This window comes from Mesorhizobium sp. M0048, from assembly GCF_040323405.1.
Classification (GTDB): Bacteria; Pseudomonadota; Alphaproteobacteria; order Rhizobiales; family Rhizobiaceae; genus Mesorhizobium.
In genome coordinates, this window is sequence record NZ_JAMYUV010000033.1 from 43881 (window position 1) to 60812 (window position 16932).

19 protein-coding genes and 1 pseudogene are annotated in these 16932 nt (G+C 57.3%); 12 read left to right on the forward strand and 8 right to left on the reverse strand.

Going from position 1 to position 16932, the window contains the following annotated elements; genetic code table 11:
- Nucleotides 1–83 precede the first annotated feature (83 nt).
- Genes NKJ84_RS23060 through NKJ84_RS23095 form a run of 8 tightly spaced genes read left to right on the forward strand, consistent with a single transcriptional unit; the run spans nucleotide 84 to nucleotide 6696 of the window.
- Nucleotides 84–1055, forward strand: coding sequence for a LysR family transcriptional regulator (locus NKJ84_RS23060; protein ID WP_352508385.1), 972 nt, complete (start codon nucleotides 84–86; stop codon nucleotides 1053–1055).
- Entirely contained in the window at nucleotides 1052–2521 is a 1470-nt protein-coding gene (locus NKJ84_RS23065; protein WP_352508386.1) for an NAD(P)-binding domain-containing protein, read from the forward strand. The genes NKJ84_RS23060 and NKJ84_RS23065 overlap by 4 nt, the downstream gene beginning before the upstream one ends.
- On the forward strand, nucleotides 2518–3000 hold the full coding sequence (locus tag NKJ84_RS23070) for a CMD domain-containing protein (protein WP_352508387.1): 483 nt from the start codon (nucleotides 2518–2520) through the stop codon (nucleotides 2998–3000). Before NKJ84_RS23065 ends, NKJ84_RS23070 begins: the two co-directional genes overlap by 4 nt.
- A complete protein-coding gene (locus NKJ84_RS23075) occupies nucleotides 2997–3560 on the forward strand; it encodes a peroxidase-related enzyme (RefSeq protein WP_352503504.1) in 564 nt (187 codons plus the stop codon). Before NKJ84_RS23070 ends, NKJ84_RS23075 begins: the two co-directional genes overlap by 4 nt.
- Before the next feature lie 56 nt (nucleotides 3561–3616).
- A complete protein-coding gene (locus NKJ84_RS23080; RefSeq protein ID WP_352508388.1) occupies nucleotides 3617–4357 on the forward strand; it encodes an amino acid ABC transporter ATP-binding protein in 741 nt (246 codons plus the stop codon).
- Nucleotides 4358–4381: 24 nt separating this feature from the next.
- Nucleotides 4382–5209 (forward strand): transporter substrate-binding domain-containing protein, encoded by an 828-nt coding sequence (locus NKJ84_RS23085; protein ID WP_352508389.1) that lies wholly within the window; start codon nucleotides 4382–4384, stop codon nucleotides 5207–5209.
- Between the two features lie 59 nt (nucleotides 5210–5268).
- Nucleotides 5269–5985 carry an amino acid ABC transporter permease gene (locus NKJ84_RS23090; protein ID WP_031194726.1) on the forward strand — a complete coding sequence of 239 codons (717 nt, stop codon included), beginning with the start codon at nucleotides 5269–5271 and terminating at the stop codon, nucleotides 5983–5985.
- Nucleotides 5986–6003: 18 nt separating this feature from the next.
- Nucleotides 6004–6696: an amino acid ABC transporter permease gene (locus NKJ84_RS23095; protein WP_352452053.1), complete on the forward strand. Its 693-nt coding sequence runs from the start codon at nucleotides 6004–6006 to the stop codon at nucleotides 6694–6696.
- 185 nt (nucleotides 6697–6881) lie between these two features.
- Here the strand turns inward: NKJ84_RS23095 and NKJ84_RS23100 are convergent, their stop codons facing one another.
- Entirely contained in the window at nucleotides 6882–7364 is a 483-nt protein-coding gene (locus NKJ84_RS23100; protein ID WP_352508390.1) for an Lrp/AsnC family transcriptional regulator, read from the reverse strand.
- Nucleotides 7365–7458: 94 nt separating this feature from the next.
- Here NKJ84_RS23100 and NKJ84_RS23105 point away from each other — a divergent pair, with 94 nt between their 5' ends.
- Nucleotides 7459–8964 carry an aminotransferase class V-fold PLP-dependent enzyme gene (locus NKJ84_RS23105; protein ID WP_352508391.1) on the forward strand — a complete coding sequence of 502 codons (1506 nt, stop codon included), beginning with the start codon at nucleotides 7459–7461 and terminating at the stop codon, nucleotides 8962–8964.
- Nucleotides 8951–9829 (forward strand): MBL fold metallo-hydrolase, encoded by an 879-nt coding sequence (locus NKJ84_RS23110; RefSeq protein ID WP_352508392.1) that lies wholly within the window; start codon nucleotides 8951–8953, stop codon nucleotides 9827–9829. The genes NKJ84_RS23105 and NKJ84_RS23110 overlap by 14 nt, the downstream gene beginning before the upstream one ends.
- Before the next feature lie 738 nt (nucleotides 9830–10567).
- Here the strand turns inward: NKJ84_RS23110 and NKJ84_RS23115 are convergent.
- Entirely contained in the window at nucleotides 10568–11026 is a 459-nt protein-coding gene (locus NKJ84_RS23115; RefSeq protein WP_352442704.1) for a hypothetical protein, read from the reverse strand.
- A 56-nt stretch (nucleotides 11027–11082) separates the two neighbouring features.
- Nucleotides 11083–11685 carry a hypothetical protein gene (locus NKJ84_RS23120; protein WP_352508393.1) on the reverse strand — a complete coding sequence of 201 codons (603 nt, stop codon included), beginning with the start codon at nucleotides 11683–11685 and terminating at the stop codon, nucleotides 11083–11085.
- A 197-nt stretch (nucleotides 11686–11882) separates the two neighbouring features.
- On the opposite strand from NKJ84_RS23120, the gene NKJ84_RS23125 reads away from it, so the two are divergent.
- On the forward strand, nucleotides 11883–12308 hold the full coding sequence (locus tag NKJ84_RS23125) for a helix-turn-helix domain-containing protein (protein ID WP_352508394.1): 426 nt from the start codon (nucleotides 11883–11885) through the stop codon (nucleotides 12306–12308).
- 432 nt (nucleotides 12309–12740) lie between these two features.
- Here the strand turns inward: NKJ84_RS23125 and NKJ84_RS23130 are convergent, their stop codons facing one another.
- Together NKJ84_RS23130 and NKJ84_RS23135 are read right to left on the reverse strand one after the other, a co-directional pair.
- A complete protein-coding gene (locus NKJ84_RS23130; protein WP_352508395.1) occupies nucleotides 12741–13766 on the reverse strand; it encodes an RcgR family putative quorum lactone hydrolase in 1026 nt (341 codons plus the stop codon).
- Nucleotides 13756–15350 (reverse strand): annotated as a pseudogene (locus NKJ84_RS23135) (RcgA family putative transporter). The gene NKJ84_RS23130 and the pseudogene NKJ84_RS23135 overlap by 11 nt, the downstream one beginning before the upstream one ends.
- Nucleotides 15351–15689: 339 nt before the next feature.
- Here NKJ84_RS23135 and NKJ84_RS23140 point away from each other — a divergent pair.
- A complete protein-coding gene (locus tag NKJ84_RS23140) occupies nucleotides 15690–16034 on the forward strand; it encodes a hypothetical protein (protein ID WP_352508396.1) in 345 nt (114 codons plus the stop codon).
- On the opposite strand, the gene NKJ84_RS23145 is transcribed toward NKJ84_RS23140, so the two are convergent.
- The 3 genes from NKJ84_RS23145 to NKJ84_RS23155 form a co-directional block, all read right to left on the reverse strand.
- Complete coding sequence (locus tag NKJ84_RS23145; RefSeq protein ID WP_278055737.1) at nucleotides 16031–16195, reverse strand: hypothetical protein; 165 nt, start codon at nucleotides 16193–16195, stop codon at nucleotides 16031–16033. The genes NKJ84_RS23140 and NKJ84_RS23145 overlap by 4 nt on opposite strands.
- Entirely contained in the window at nucleotides 16192–16740 is a 549-nt protein-coding gene (locus tag NKJ84_RS23150) for a thermonuclease family protein (protein ID WP_352508397.1), read from the reverse strand. The genes NKJ84_RS23145 and NKJ84_RS23150 overlap by 4 nt, the downstream gene beginning before the upstream one ends.
- Nucleotides 16737–16932 (reverse strand): hypothetical protein (locus NKJ84_RS23155; RefSeq protein ID WP_352508398.1); only part of this gene is annotated, 196 nt, incomplete at its 5' end. The genes NKJ84_RS23150 and NKJ84_RS23155, both read right to left, overlap by 4 nt.

A 16932-nucleotide genomic window follows, 5' to 3' on the forward strand; every position in this document is an offset into this window, starting at 1 on the left:
CAGCGAATATTCGTTTCCGCTTGACATATATCAAAAATGAATGAGACGATGTCAATCATACGGATTGCGCATGTAGAGAGAACATGGAAACCCGCGACCTTCAGAGCTTCCTTGCGGTTGCTGCCAGCGGCAGCATTACCAAGGCGGCTGACATGCTCGGTCGTTCCCAACCTGCAGTGACACGCACCATTCAGGATCTCGAGGCAGAGCTCGGCTTCGAATTGCTGCACCGTGTCGGTCGGCGGGTGCAGTTGTCCGAGGAGGGTGTGGCCTTCGAGGAGGAGGCGCGGCGCTTGCTGATGTCCTTCACCGAGCTAGCCGCGCGGGCCAAGATGATTGCCGCCGGCAGAGGGCGAATCCTGCAGATTGTTACGACCTCGGCGATCGGTACTGGCTTGATCCCGACGGCCATGGCCGAACTCAAAGGTGTCGAACTTCCGCACGAGACGCATCTGGGGCAGTTTCTCCCCTCGATCGTCGCCCAGGAGGTGCGCAGCGGACGTGCCGAGATCGGGTTTTCAAGCCTGCCGCTCGATACGCCCGGTCTGGATGTCCTGCGGCTCTATTCGGCGCCTGATGTTGCTGCCGTGCGGGAGGACGATCCGCTGGCTGAACTTGACGTGATACCGCTTTCCGCCTTTGCCGGTCGCCGCGTCGCCACACTGCTCAACCCCCTACGTTTCCAGTTGCATGTCTCCAAGGCATTGGCGGCCAGGGGCATCGATACCGGGCCAGTGATCCGGACGAATACAGCATATGGCGCGTTGCAGATCGTTCGGCGGACTGGCGTCGCGGCTGTGATTGATCCCCTCACCGCCTATGGCGTGGCCCTGCCTGGGGTCGTCATTCGCCCGATCGACGTGACCGTTCTTTTCTATTGGGGCGTTGTGGCTGCCGAGAAACGCCCGCTTCGTCCAGTCGCGCAGGCGTTGATGGATGCGGTCGAGGCGGTGGCTGAACGGTCGATCGTCGGCTTCAAAAAACTGGATCCGACCCTCGCTGGCCAATTGGTGAACGATCCTGCATCCGGCACAAATCACGGAACAGGAATATGAAGCATACCCCCGCCGCGCCAACGCCGACAGGTCTTGCTGCGCTCGAAGCACAGCTCGCGCAGGATCTCGAGTTTCTCGAACTGCCCGCCAAGCCATGGGTTCCCGCGCGTTCGCACGATGGCGTGCCGGTCCGTGACGTCGTGGTGATCGGCGCCGGCATGTGCGGACTTGCTGCCACGGCAAAGCTGGTGCTGACCGGGATAACCAATGTCGTGGCCTATGATGCGGCTCCGGCCGGGCTCGAAGGACCATGGGTGACGTTTGCCCGCATGCAAACGCTTCGGTCGCCAAAAACCCTGCACGGTCCGTCGCTCGGCCTGCCGCAATTGACGTTCCGCGCCTGGTTCACGGCGCAATGGGGCGTTGAGGCCTGGCGGTCGCTGGACAAAATCCCCAAGGGCCAGTGGATGGACTACCTCGTCTGGTACCGCAAGGTTCTTGGCCTGCCGGTGCGCAACAGCGTGCGCATGACCGGACTGGCACCCGTTGGAGATCTGATTGCGATCAATATCGAAGGCGCGGAAACCGGCCGGGTTCTCACCCGTCGTCTCGTTCTGGCCACTGGTCGGTCCGGGTTGGGCGGTTTTGCCGTGCCCGATTTCCTCAGCGGCGTCGATCGCGCCTATTGGGCCCATTCTGCCGACAAAATCGATTTCAATGCGCTGAAAGGCAAGCGTGTGGCGGTGATCGGCGCCGGCGCCTCCTCCATGGATAATGCCGCAACGGCACTCGAGGCGGGAGCCGGCTGTGTCGACATGTTGATCCGTCGCAAGGAAATGCCGCGCATCAACAAGCTGACCGGTATTGGCAGCCCGGGTGTTGTACTCGGCATGCATCACTTGCCCGACGCCTGGAAGTGGAAATTCTTCGATTATACCGCCTCGACCCAAACACCGCCGCCTCGTTCATCGACACTTCGCGTGTCTCGCCATTCGAATGCTCGGTTCCTTCTCGACTGCGGCATAGTTGCGGTGAAGGAGGAGGCAGGGACTCTGCTGGTGGAAACCACGCAGGGGCCGATACGCTACGACTTCCTCATCGCGGCAACCGGCTTTTCAAATGACTTCAGCGGCCGCCCGGAATTTGCGGCGATCGCCCCATATATCCGCACCTGGTCGGATGGCCGATATAGGCCGGATATGGGGCCGGCTCGTGCAGGCATGTCGGACGCGCCGGATCTCGGTCCTGCCTTCGAGTTTCGCGAACGCGTTCCCGGCTCCTGCCCGGTGCTGGCGCACATCCATTGCTTCAACGATGCCGCGATGCTGACACATGGCAAGGTCTCCGGCGATATCCCAGCCGTCAGTGCCGGTGCCGACCGTCTCGTCCGCGGCATTGCGGCGTCGCTGTTTGCTGAAGATGTCGAAACCCACTTCGCCAATCTGATCGCTTACGACACCCCGGAACTTCTGGGCGACGAATGGGTCGATTCAACACCCTTGCTGCAAAAGGAGGCCGCGCTGTGATCGACGCAATTGACAAAGCCGCCGGTCTTTCGCCGGACGATGCGCTGTTCGCCGCACGGCGGTTTCGGCCCGAATTCGTGCGAGGGGCCGAGGAATGTCGCCTCTCGGTGCTGCAGCCGGCAAACGATCAGGGGCTGGCGCCGAACTTGCGTGTTGCTCTTGCCCGCCGCATGGCCGCCCTGAACGCCGATCCGGTCCTGGTGGCCGAATATGATATGCAGCTGGCTCAGCTTGGTCCGACCGAGCAGCTTCTGGCCGTGACCCAGGGCGAAACGGCTCTGGAAGAACCATTGGCGACCATCGTCCGTCATGTTGACCTGATCACCCTGACGCCGAAAAAGGCGGAAGCAAGCCACATCGCGCTCCTGGACAAGGCTGGATTGAACAATCCTCAGATCGTCGCGCTCTCCGAACTGATCGCCTTCGTCAACTTCCAGACACGGGTGGCGACCGGCTTGCGATTGATGAGGTCGGCATGATTTCCTCGGTGCGCCTGAAGCCGCTGAACTGGCAGCCATACATCGCGCCGGTCGAGCTGTCCGGGGCCACGCCGGAACAGCTCGATGCGATGAAGGTTACGCCCTCCGCCAAGAAAGTTTCGGAATATGTACGGACCCTTGTGCATGATCCGGAAAGCTATCTTGCCCGCACGATTCTGTTCAACGCGATCATGTACGTCGAGGGCGGGCTCGCCCGTCCCGATCGCGAACTTGGCGCCTTGGGCGCCTCGATGGTCAATGGTTGCAAATTCTGTGCCGTTGTTCACGCCCGCCGACATGCAGAGCTGACCAAGAGCGACGATGTTGTCACCGCGCTGTACCTCGACAAACCCGAAAAGCTTGGGCCGCGAGATGCGGCGATCTACAGCTTTGCCCGCCGCCTGTCGGCGGCGCCGTCGGAAGCGACGCCAGACGATATCGCCGCGCTGCGATCGGTCGGCATGAATGATGCCGAGATCATCGACCTTATCCACGCCATATCGATCTTCGGCTGGGCGAACCGGCTGATGCACGTTCTCGGCCATGCGGAGAGCGGGTGATGATATCGCATGCGGTCAAGACACTCCTTCCCACACTCTGAAGGGAACCAACCAGAATGCTTGAACTCAAAGATATAAAGCTGTCCTACGGAAGCACACAGGTCCTGAACGGCGTCAATCTCTCGGTAAAGCGAGGTGACGTTGTGTCAATCATCGGCCCAAGCGGCACCGGCAAGACCACCCTGCTGAAATGCATCAACTATCTGGTTAAGCCTGCATCTGGAACCATCGCGTTCGACCAGATTCTGATGGATTACCAGCGCGCCGACAAGGCAGCCATCCAGGCGATCCGGCTCCGGACAGCGATGGTCTTTCAGCAATTCAACGTCTTCAAGAACATGACCGTCCTCCAGAACGTCATGGATCCGCTGGTCGTCGTCCAGCGCAAGTCCACCGACGAGGCGCGTGAAATCGCGCTGCGAGAGCTCGAAAGGGTCGGCCTCTCAGCGAAGCGGGACAGCTATCCGTCCCAGCTCTCAGGTGGCCAGCTCCAGCGCACAGGCATCGCACGTGCGCTGGCGGTTCGGCCGGATGTGATGCTCTTCGACGAACCGACATCATCGCTGGATCCCGAACTGGTCGGTGAAGTCCTGAAGGTGATCAAGGATGTCACGTCGTCCGGCATCACCTCGCTGCTTGTAACCCACGAGATGCAATTCGCAAAGAACATCTCGAACCGGATCGTCTTCATGGATCGTGGCGTGGTTGCCGCCGACGGCAGTCCAGCTGAGATCTTCGATGCGCCTTCCAGCCCACGACTTGCTCAATTCCTGCAGTCTGAACTCGCTTTTCAATAATCCAACAAGAAGGGAACCCAAGAAATGTCTGCAATCAAATCCAGTTTTTCGCGTCGTTATGCCCTGGCCGTCGCCGGCGGCATCGCAATTGCCCTTGCGACAGCAGGGATCAGTTATGGTCAGACCGTTCGGACAATCAAGATCGCGACCTCTGCCGAATCCAAGCCATTGGCTTGGGGCGCGCTCGGCGTCGAGCCGCAAGGGTATGAACCCGATCTGCTGAGGGCGATCAACGCAAAGCTGCCGCAATACAAGTTCGAAATGGAAGGTGTCTCCGACATCGCGCAGGAAACTGGCCTGGCCACAGGCAAATACGACATCGCGGTCGGCGGTTACTACAAGTCACCCGAGCGCGCCAAGCAGTTCTTCATTCCGGAAAACCCCATGGGCGCCAGCCTGATGAAGATCTACAGCAAAAAGGGCAGCGGCATCAAAGAAATGAAAGACCTGGTCGGCAAGAGGATCGTTCCGACCACGGCTGGCGGCGGAACCTATAAGTTCATCATGAACTGGCAAAAAGAAAATCCGCAATACAAGCTTGACGTGACGGCGTCGAGCGCCGGAATCCCGTATCCAAACCGTTTGGACGAAGTTCAGAACGGCAAGTTCGACGCGCTGGTCCTGCCTTCAAATCTTGGTGAGCAGACCGTCATCGATGAAAAGAAGCTCGACATCGTGGCGTCCGAACCAGTCTTCACCAACAATACTTATATGCTTATTCACAAGTCAGATGAAAACAAGGTTCTAGTCGATGACGTGAACAAAGTTCTGAAGGAGTTGAAAGACGACGGTACGATCGAAAAGCTCTCGCAGAAGTGGTTTGGCGAAGGCATCGTCAAGTATATGAAATGATGCGATCTGAGTAGATATCGTCAGCGGCAAGTCTGAATTGCAAGAAGGAGCGTTTCAAAGTGGATGTTTCTGCTATGATTCCCGAGTTGCTCTCGGCATTGCCGCTGACGCTCGCTATCACGTTTACCGCCATGTTGGTCGGCTTTTGCTTGGCGCTCGTTGCGACAACATTGCGGATTCGCAGGATACCAGTGGTCAGCCACCTCACTGACCTCTACGTGTCCTATGCCCGCAGCGTTCCCGTCGTCCTCCAGTTGTTCGTCGCGTTCTACGGGCTCCCCCTATTGGTGGCCCTGTTCGGCTCCGCAGATTTCTTCTCGCCGACGATCGCTGCGATGGTCGGACTGAGCTTTTACCATGGCGGGTATCTGTCGGAAGTCCTTCGGCCCGCATACCTGGCCGTCGATCGCGGCCAGCATGATGCGGCCGACAGTCTAGGATATACCTTTCGCCAGAAGATCACCCGCATCGTGGGCCCGCAAGCGGTGCACTTCGCATTGCCCGGCTATGGAAATTCCATCATCTACCTGATCCATAACGTTGCGCTGGTGATGTACATCGGGGCGGCCGACGTCATGGCGACCGCGCACTTGATCATGGAGCGCGACTATAACCAGTACCAGTTCGAAACGTACCTCGTCCTGGCCGTCATCTATGCGCTGATGTGCCTGATTGCCTGGTTCATCGTGCACTTGTTCGAGCTTCGCTCGCCGATGCAGGCGCCTGAGGCCACGACAACAGCTCAGATCAAGAACGCGGCCATCGCCAGCGTCTGACCTAAAGGGTATTAAACCATGTTCGATACCGAAATTTTGCTCCAGGACACCCAGGAAATTCTGGGCGCCGTACCTGTAACGCTTGGAATGGCGCTGACGATTTTCGTCTTGTCGACGCTAGTCGGCAGCATTTTTGCACTCGTCGAATACAGACGAGTCCCGGTGCTGCGAGAGCTCATCATGGCTTACAAGATCGTCTTCAAGGGCGTTCCGATGGTCATCGTGATTTTCCTCGCCTATTTCGGTCTGCCCCCGGCATTCCAGTTCCTGCTCTCGTTGCTCGGGATCAACTTCAACGCCCACGAAACACCCAACTCGGTTATCCTTATTATTGCGGTGACAGGCTGTATCGCTGCGTTCCAATCGGAGATTATCAAAGGAGCCCTGAACGCCTTTGACACCGGTCAGTCAGACGCCGCCCATTCCCTTGGCTATACGAACGGCCAATTGTTCCGACGGATTCTGTTTCCCCAGGTGGCTCTCACGGCAATTCCCGACCTGACAACCTCGATGATGGTCATCATGAAGGCGCTTTCTCTCGGATTCGCCATCGAGGTTGTCGATATCTTCGCCCAGTCCCAGCTGACCGCCGCGCTGAACTACTACTACCTCGAAGCCTTCGTGATTGCCGTCGTGATCTACATGGTGATTGCCTATATCGTCACCCAGATTGCCGACAGGCTGGAGCAGGCGCTGAGGGTGCGGACGTGAGCGAAGCGTCGTCAGGACCCGCGCAGCAAGGGCGGAGGAACTCTCAGTTGAGGCCTGCAAACAGCTCATGGGGCGAACTCGCAGCCAGACCTGCGGGCTCATGTAATCGACACCTCACCCTGGTGGTGCCACAGTCGACGGCTTGCCGACGATGAAGGGCGAAGTGTCCAACAGCAGGCGCCGCATTATCGCAGATTGGTCAGATCCACTGGACGATTGTTGATGATCGCTTCCATGGAAAAGAAGCCTGTCACCGTAGCCAGGTCGAAGTTCGTGATCAGTTTCTGGTAGAATGCATCGTAGCCGGACATGCCTTGTGTCACGACCTTGATCAGATAGTCCCAGTCCCCTCCGATCCGATAGAAATCGATCACCTCCGACAACCGTTCAACATGGGCACGGAACGCCTCACTCCACTCCTTGGAATGGTGGCGAGTGCGGACCATTACGAAAACCGTCAGGTCGAGTCCCAGCGCTCGCAGATCGATATCGCTGTGCGACCCCCGGATAAGGCCTAGCGACTGCAGGCGCTGGATCCGCCGCCAGCACGCGTTCTGAGACAGGCCGACCCTCTCCGCCAAATCTCGCTGGGAAACGCTTGCATCGATCTGCATGGCCGTCAAAATCTTCATATCAAATGCATCGATTTTCGCCCGATCTTCGATCATCTGACACGCTCTTTGCAAGAAATTGCAGAAAATAGGTGAATTTTTTCGACCGTGGAGCAGGCTACAATCCGAGTCAATATCCGAGTCGGGGAGAATGACCGTGCAAGCAGCTCGCCCGACGACAGGGCAGACCGAGACCCCTCTGTCAAAGTTCCGCCAGGGGCTAAAGAAAAAGGCTGACGTGACCGCCGACCTCCGGGATGGGCTTGTGGGATCGACGGCGAAAATCGTGGGTCCCTACGGGCAAAAGGACCTGGTGTACGCCGACTATGTCGCGTCAGGCCGCGCACTCCGTCAGATCGAGCGCTTTGTGCTTGAGGAGGTCCTGCCGTACTACGCCAACAGCCACACGGAAGCCTCGTATTGCGGAGGCTTCATGACCCGCATGCGTCGGGAAGCGCGCGCCCTGATCGGTCAATTCTGCGGGGCCACCGAACGGCATGCTGTGATCTTCACCGGCTCCGGCGCTACGTCGGGGATCAACCGCCTCGTCAAGCTATTCGGCGTCGCTGAAGCCGTGGCAGCGGGCAAGCGCGCTCGGATCATTATCGGTCCCTATGAGCATCACTCCAACATTCTGCCCTGGCGCGAGAGCGGAGCAGAAATCGTGGAAATCGCCGAGCATCCGTCTGGCGGGCCGGACCTGTCTCAGCTCAAGGACGCGGTTGGCGGGGGGTCGTCAGATCTAACGATATGCTCGATGTCCGCGGCCTCGAACGTCACGGGCATCACCAGCGATGTCGCGGCCATCACCGTGATCGTGAAGGCCGCCGGCGCAAAGATGATCTGGGACTATGCGGGCGCAGGTCCTTACCTGCCGATTTCCATGTCGCCCGCCCCAGATGCCGAGATCGACGCAATAGTTGTTTCGCCTCACAAGTTCCTCGGAGGCCCCGGCGCTTCCGGCATCTTGATCGTTCGACGCGACGTATCTTCGACGAAAACGCCGTCGTGGCCAGGTGGCGGGACGGTGAAGTTTGTCTCCCCGAAGACACACGATTACAGCGACAGCCTGGAATCCCGCGAGGAAGCCGGCACGCCGAACGTGATCGGCGACATACGAGCCGCGCTGGCCTTCATCGTCAAAGATGCGATCGGACTCGACGCGATGACAGCGCGCAATCGCGAGCTGGCGCGTCGTGCTTTTCGCGCATGGAAAGCCCTGCCGCGGCTGGAGCTCCTCGGTCTATCGGATCCTGAGCGGCTTCCGATCTTTTCCTTTAGGGTCGAAAACGGAAAGGGTGGCTACGTCCACCAGCAGCTGATCACGCGCATGCTAAGCGACCGGTTCGGGATCCAGGCGCGCGGTGGCTGCGCCTGTGCCGGCCCGTATGTGCACAGACTGCTATCGATCGACGACGAACAGTCCGAAGAAATCAGGCAAGCCATTCTCTCTGGCGAGGAAATGAAAAAGCCGGGATTCACTCGGCTGAATTTCAGCGTTCTGCTGCCGGACGAGAAGGTGCAGTTCATACTCAATGCCGTGGCGCAGATTGCGTCCGACGCAACGGACTTCGAGCGTGACTACGACCTCGACCCTGGCCGGGCGATCTTTTTCCCGCGAGCCGCAGTCGAGGGCATCGCCCATGCAGCAGCCTGAAGTCGTCGGCTTCTACGATGCACGGACGGGTAGCATCCAATATGTCGTTGCATGCCCGAGTTCGCGAAGATGCGCCATCGTCGACCCGGTGCTCGATTTCGACGAAAAGTCTGGCTCGACGGCAACGACAAATGCGGACGCGATCCTCGACTACATCAACAGCCACAATTTGAAGCTCGAGTGGATGCTGGACACCCATCCGCATGCCGATCACTTTTCGGCCGCGGGTTATCTCAAGGCAAAAACCGGCGTGCCGATAGCGATCGGCGAGCGCGTGAAGGAAGTGCAGCAGATCTGGCAGGAGATCTATAATTGGCCGGATCTCGCATGCGACGGCTCACAATGGGATCGGCTGTTTGGCGACGGCGAGATCTTCAAGATTGGCGAGCTGGAAGCCCGCGTCATGCACTCGCCAGGGCACACATTGGCGTCGATCACGTATGTCATCGGCGACGCGGCGTTCATTCACGACACGCTTTTCATGCCCGATAGCGGCTCCGCCCGCGCCCATTTTCCAGGCGGCAGCGCAGCTGATCTGTGGCAGTCCATCCAGGACATTTTGAGCTTACCCGGCGAGACCCGTCTCTTTACCGGTCACGACTACAGGCCGGGAGGGCGCCAGGCTCTGTGGGAGAGTTCGGTGGCGGAGCAGAAAGAGAAAAACAAGCACGTCGCCGGTCAATCTCGGAGTGCGTTCATCAGGCTTCGAGAGACGCGAGACAGGGCATTGCCGATGCCAAGGCTCATGTTGCATGCCCTCCAGGTCAATATTCGCGGAGGAGAGCTGCCTCAGGTCGAGGAAAATGGCCTGCGTTATCTGAAAATCCCGCTCAACGCGCTGCCAGGATCGGTCTGGGGTCAGTGACGAGGTGGAAGGGCTCCCTCAGCAGCTTCAGCTCACGATCGGTTCAGGATTGCGCACGCTCGTCCGAATTGGCGCAGGCGGGTCGATCCTCGCTGCGCACGTCGTCGGGATGAACAATCCTCGGAGCGCTCTCGGAGGTGATCGCGGTAAGCGATTGCGGTGGCGCGCCTGCAACACTATTATCGATCATGTTCTGAGGAGGTATCTCGGATGTGGAATAGGATCGCCAAGCTTCGGTTATCGAGCCGCACCTGGGAGGCAATTCTTTTGGGGATGAAAAGCTTGAGGCGGACCTCAAATAGCCGATGTATGTACTGGTGATTTGACGCGATTCCATAGACAGCATCGTTGGCGCCACGAGATTTTCGCGTACAGCTTCGGGATTGCGCCGGCCGCGGGCCATCACGCACCACTTCACGGCACGTCGTTCAGATTTGTGTAGTGCTTCAGTTTAACGAAATCGAAGTTCCATAAGATAGATTATGCGACTTTCACCAGTTATATTATGCAAAGTACGCATGGTGCGCGCCTCAAGTCATCGCCAGTCACATAGAGGAGCAAGGTGAAGTACCGTTGCAGTTACTCCTGCCATACATCTCGATGCGACGGATCGATATTACTTATCATCACCTCACCGCTCGATAAAATCGGACGGAAGACTCTGAACACTTCTTAAACGCCGGGGTCGGCGCCCCGGTCAGACCACATCGCCCTTGCTCGCCTGTCCTCTCGGCGCACTCACTTGTGCGGCATGCAATAGACTCCCTCGGATTCCATCAGTACCGCGCCACCCTTCAGCTCGCTTAGTGCGCCGACCCACGCTTCCGAATACGTGCGGCTGGCATCCACGGCCGTCAGCCATAGAACGCGGTTGTCGGCCAGTTCGACTTTGACTTCCTGCTGCAAAGGGCTTGCCTGCACGGTCTGTTGATAGTGACGTTTGATCCTGACATTGCTGGCCGGGAACTCAGCCTCGTTGCTGCCGTAGTTCAGCACAAATCCCGTGTGGTCCTCAGCCACCGAGCAACTGCCCCCACGCTCACACACGATTTTGGCAGCGGTCCTGCAGTCCCATTTCAGTGAAGCGGGCCACATAGGATTGTCCACACTTGATCGCGGCTTGTCGCTCTGACCAGCCGCCGTCAACACTGCGCCTGTGTTCATAATCATTGTGGATAGCAGAAGCGCCTTGAACACTACAAACCTCCGTGAATTGTGGCCCTCATAGTCCTCGTCCTACGTGATGGCCTGGCTTATGGCATGTTGAGATTGAACCAGCTTTTCTGGCGCACGCCGTTCGCGTCATCATACTCGATGAACCAGGGCTTTCCGCGCATCGGTCGAGGGATGGTGTAGTAGGTCGGACCATTACGAATGGAATGACCTCGATCGTTCCCCGCGGTCTGGATTGTTGCCGCAACCGCCTTCCCGTCGATTTCGATTTGGACCTGACGTGATCCGTCTCCATGATGCCCACCGAGGCCGCTGTTTTTGAGAACGACGGGCAAGGAGAGCTTATCGACCGCGATGCGGCAGATGTTCCGTTCTTGGCCTAAGCCCGGCCGATCGGATTCGGAGCTCCCAACTGCTTGCCAGCCAGACGGACAGTCCTCATACTTGTCAAATCTCGCCGCGCTGGAGTTGGCTTGCGGACAGGTCGGCCAATTAAAACCCGGGGCTTCCATCGCCGCAATCAACTTGTAAATTGGCGGATGGCACGAGGGGGTGCCTTGCCAGTCGCCGGAAAGACATAGGAGGACCTGACAGCCCCATTCCGACGCTTTTGATTGGGATGGAAGAGCCGCTGTGCTCGCGATGGCGACGGCACCCCCCAGTAAGAATTTGAGTATAGTCATAGCCTTTCCTCACTGCAGATTTGACAGTTTACTATGGACAATCCGCGCGAAAAAGGACAGGTCGAAAAGGCAGGTTTGTGCGACTACATCGATTTATGAAACGAGACGACGGAGGCGTAGTCAACAACCCGTTGCGCGCCAACATTGCTCTGGCACTTGAGCGAGAGAGAGCCAGACGCGGCCTATCCCATATGCACATGGCCGAACTGTTTCGGACCCCCGAGGGCGAAAAACTGGCCTATCGAACCTACATTCAGACTGTGCGTCAGAAAAATAATGTCACATTGACGACGCTGCAGGTCATGGCAAACGGCTTGCAATTGTCTTTTGCAGGACTGCTCGCCGGCGGTAAGAAAGTTCCGGAATGGGCGCATCGGTTGGACGACAATGCGATCCGCAAGCGGCTGGCGCATATTATCGATTTTGAGCGACAACGACGTACTTTGCACCGTTATGAGATGGCCGAACTCATCGGCGTGGCGGAGGCGACATTCACGAAACTGGAACGCGCGAGCGGCAACATCAGTGTGGACACGATTGCCGCGATCGCCAAGGCGTTGAAACTTGATCCAGCAACCTTCCTCTTTTCCGAAAAGATCCCGTCTGGCAGAGCCGATACCTAGCCGCCCCACGATTGTCCATAAAGGGCCTATAATTTGGCCCAGCCGGCGTCGCTCTATGCCCCCTGCCGGTCAGGCCCGGCGGCCGACTAGCCCCCCGCCGCGGCTGTCGGGCCGCTGGCGTCATCGTCGGCTGTTAGCGGCGGGGGTTAATAACGGGACTTTGACATGGACGACTGTGCCGGCGCCGCGAATGCTTGCTGATGAAGAGCTTTCCCCTGAGGGTCGAAACCATGAGAACAAGCCGCCAAACCTGCCGGCGCGCGTAGAGAAGAAGGGTGTCGAGCCTTTTCGACAATTGCCGGTGTCATGCCTGCGCCTTTGTCGGCCACTTCCAGGGGTCGGTTCCGGTAGGTGGCGACCCCACATTCATCACTTTTGTATCGTGATGCCTGCCATAGAATTTGCTGGTGAACTGACCGGCCAAAGCCAAACTCATGCTCGCCGAGCCGACTTGTCAGCACGCGAGAGAAACCGCTTCAAGCTCAAACCGGCCAATAGAATGTAAGGCGGCATGGCGAGCGAATAGTGACCACAGTTTAATTTCAAAATATTTGGCCTAGCTCGGGCGTCCTTCAGCCTCTGCATGAACCTCTCCGATAGCTCTGGCAACACCACTTTGTCTCTCTTAGCCAACACAACATGAAGATCGAGATCAGGCCGTGCCAAACTATGTGCGTAATTCTCCAAGTTCAGTGGACCCCAGGCCCTTCTGAGATCGGTCAGCTCAATCTCAGGCTCAAGGCTACCACGTATCAATCGTGTCGCGCGACCCGTCCAAACCATATCCGCTAGACTCCCCGCCGTCAGAAACAACGAGGCTTTTGACACAGCCGAGTCGTGCGCGGCGACCACCCCCGCAACCCAGGAGCCTAAGCTCATACCGAGAACCGAAATCTCTCGGTAGCCTTCGATCTTCAACCAACGTATGAGTTTTCGCCCATCCAACACTGCCTGCCTTACAGATTGGATCGTTCGACCGAGATTCGGGCTAAGCATATAGTCGGCGTGCACGGAGCCGGGACGGCTACGTTCGAAGTGATAAGGCATAACAATCTCGACAACCGTGATGCCACGCTGCGAGAAAAAGTTGGCAATCTTACGATTCCGGGCGCTTGCATTCCAATGGTGAAAAATCACCATCGCCTGATCGAACGACCCGCTTTCTGTGATTTTCGCCGAGACGACATTGTTCTGTTCGATATCAGTACAAATGTCCGATGGAAATTTGAGCCACCCATCTAGCCTTTCAAAACCCTTATCACTCACACTCGGCTCATCGAAAAAGGCTGGATCAGCCACGGCTTGGTCCGCAAGAGCACAGAATTCCTCGATATTTGTTATCTTTTTCGCACCTGGAAAGGCGCGTTCCGCGTCAAGGATGAAATCCGTTGGTTTCTTCCCTTCCTCACCGCGTCGCGCCCGCCGCTCATCCCAATGATCAAGCCAACTATGATACACTCTGGTTGTTTCCTAACTTACTCGCTTGCCATCGCCCCAACCCTGGATCAAACAGGCCGTATATTGCGAGCAGCACTCCAACGCCCAGAAGGATTGAAAAGCCAGCAAATGCATCGATCAGCAAGTAGCCAGCCACGAGTACCGCTACGATCGCTGACATCCTCCACAAAGGCATACAAAACCGACATTCGACACCTATACGGATGGAGCCGTACAGAAATACAACACAGGTCGAAATAGCGATAAGAAGGCTACTGTAATGGGTCGGCCTACGGTAGCTGATCTCGGCGCTCACATCATTGCGCGCATAGAAGGCGGAAGACATATCACCGACCAACCAAGCCACAATATTCTCTCCACGCGACGTCAGGTAAGCACTCTGGAGCTTCATGACTATGGCGATCAGAAGCCCCAAAACAGTACACCGGAAAATCGCACGCATAACCCTGAGGCTGGCTTCATGGAGCTCGTGTTGATAATCCACCTCCAGCCGATAACTCGCTGTTTCTCCAATTCTCCAAAGATCATGGATCACCGTATAAAGCAAAATGAGGCCTACGAAGAACAGATAAAAACAGAGGCACATGTATAGGTAAGCGAGCCCCGTGAATACGACCGCTTCCGGCACCGATATAACCTCAGGGCGCACAATCGCTAACGAGCCCCAATCCGTCGCATAGTTGCCACCACCTTTGAACAACGGGATTAAAGACACGCCGATCCACTGGAAAAGACCGGCGAACACCACACAAATCAAAAAAACTGCCCAATATGAATACGAAGAAGCTTGTACGGTGCGCGCCCAGTCATTGTCGCTTTCCATCTTGTCGCCCTGCGCCACAAGCTTTGGGCGGCCTTCATCTTTCCAAAAGTCACCAGCTCGGTCACGAAGGCAAAAAACAGTGGCAAAAATACCATGAAGACGAATGTCCAATTCGCTGTCCAAAGAAACCCGACCTGCTTGACGACGCCATCCGCCCGGCCATACGTCACGCTGTGAATCCCCGTAAGATACGACAAAAACCCAAGAGCGGTGACACCCGCAAACACCGACGCCGGTAAATTCAGGGGAGATCCGCGACTAAAAATCGCCTCCGATTTCCTCGCCAGACTAAAGCGCCGGCTCGGCCCCTTGGGGTCTGTATCCAGTGTCAGCTCTACCGGGGAGTCTGTCTCGTCATCGATGGTCGCAGTCTCCTGTGCAACGCTGCTTCCGGCTCTCTTCCATTCTCGTCTCTTGGCCGATAGCCGCGATTGCGCCTCACTAAGCTCTATCTGCCATTCGCTAGTTGCGACCGGATCACCGCATCCAAAAATCCTCGCCAGCCAACGAATGTTGGCAGTGCTAATTCCCTTCTCGTTCTCTTGAAACCAAAGCTGCACCGTTCGCAGATCGACCCCAACCCGGTTGGAATCAATCAGTGAAATCGCCTCTGCAAGGAGTTCGGGCGTCCATGGGCCAGCAGGAAAGCCGTCTTTGTCCAACAGTCGACCCGCACCCGCCGCCGCCAGTCGTTTGAATAATTCTTTGAAATCACTCCCGTCTCTCGGCGGAGGGAGAAATAACTTTCCGTTCCTAAACAACAACTTATAGGCTCTATTTTCGTTCCGTTTCGCTAGGCTTCGTATCCTATCGTGCCTTCGTCCTCAATCAACGTTTTTATCAACTCGATTTTGGCCGGCACGGGAGAGATCGAATGGCGGGTGACCCGCTGGAGAGGCTGAGCACGTTTGTTGCGTGGGAGATGTTTCGCAAACCGCCGACCAACTGAAACGTTCGTCTGTGGCAGGGTAGTGTGACCTCATAAGCGAACAGTAGGGAAGCCAGGGTTTCGGAGCCTGAGAAGCAGAGGGATGAACCCATTCCTTTTTTCTCGCCTCCCCAGGTATCATTTACGAATTGTCATGCGCATGGAGCCGGCGATGTCCATTCAAGTGGTCTGTAATAACGGAGTGATGGAAGAGGCCGCTGGGGTCGCGAATCTGCTCGCCGCGCATCGTCATGCAGTCGCCATGGTTGAACGTCTCGGCAGGCAATGGATGAGGGCCGATGGGCGGGATGCGACCCTGATCGGCCGGCGATTGGATTCGGTGATGGCGGAAGAGGCTATCGCGCGTCGGCGCGCGGCCGCTGCGCCGGTGGCCGATGTCGTTGAGATGAAAATGAAGGCAGCTTATTTCCGGCGGTTGTTGGGGAACGACTGGTGCGAGGTTGATGTCGACGATTTTCGCGCGTTGCTCGGTTCTTTCGCGAACCTGCCGTCCTAGGAGAAGAGCGCCGAAATCCATGAGGCCACGGTATTCCAGGCCGCATAGATTCCTGCCGGCACCAAGATGATCGCGATGAGAGCAATAGCATCGCCAATGGCGCCGTCAGTGCGTCCTTCCACGGGATAGTAATATTTGTGCGCCTCATCGTCGTGCTTCATTGTTGTCTCTCCGACCGCTTATTTAGCAGCAACTGAACAGGATGCTGAAACGTCGTGCCCCACAAACCTGCGCGTTTCATCTTAGCGTTGATTTCCGCGACGATGTAGTTCTCATTCACGGCTTTGCCCTTTGCTGTAGTTGCGGCAAACGCGTATCCGGTCGCTATGAGCGCGGTGCCGACGTCAATTGTTTCGCCATTGAGCTGCGCACCGCACACGACAAAAACCGCCTTGTCCAGCGCGTAGCCGACTGGTTGGCACGTAACCGCCGCGCTATCGAACAGCGCAGCAAGATGCGCCAGCGAGGTGTTCCCGCAATCGATTTTGTTTCCATTTGGCTCTTCAGCTGACGTGCCTCGAAGACATGACTGGACGCCATAGAGGCGGAAAAGGTGACCTCCGTCACGCCAGGTATCACCGGTCAGCAGTTGAGCCGATTTCGATACCGCAAAGGGCGTTGGCACGGCAGACTCGGATGCATCCTGGGCCTGTGCCGATGCGCACAAGCCAAATGCGGCCAGCACTGCGAAGCACGCCTGTTTCATTCCTGAAACTGTCCACCGAGGTCGGCGGAATGCTCGAGATCGGGGCGCAGCGACTTGCCGTCCTTGTTGTGTCCGATAGCCGCCATGTTGAAAAAAACCATTTCGTCATCGTCGTAGGCGACGTTGTACGGGTCGTTTGCGTTGCCCGCACCCACGAGCGAGAAGCACGACACAGCGTCGGGTTCACCCTTC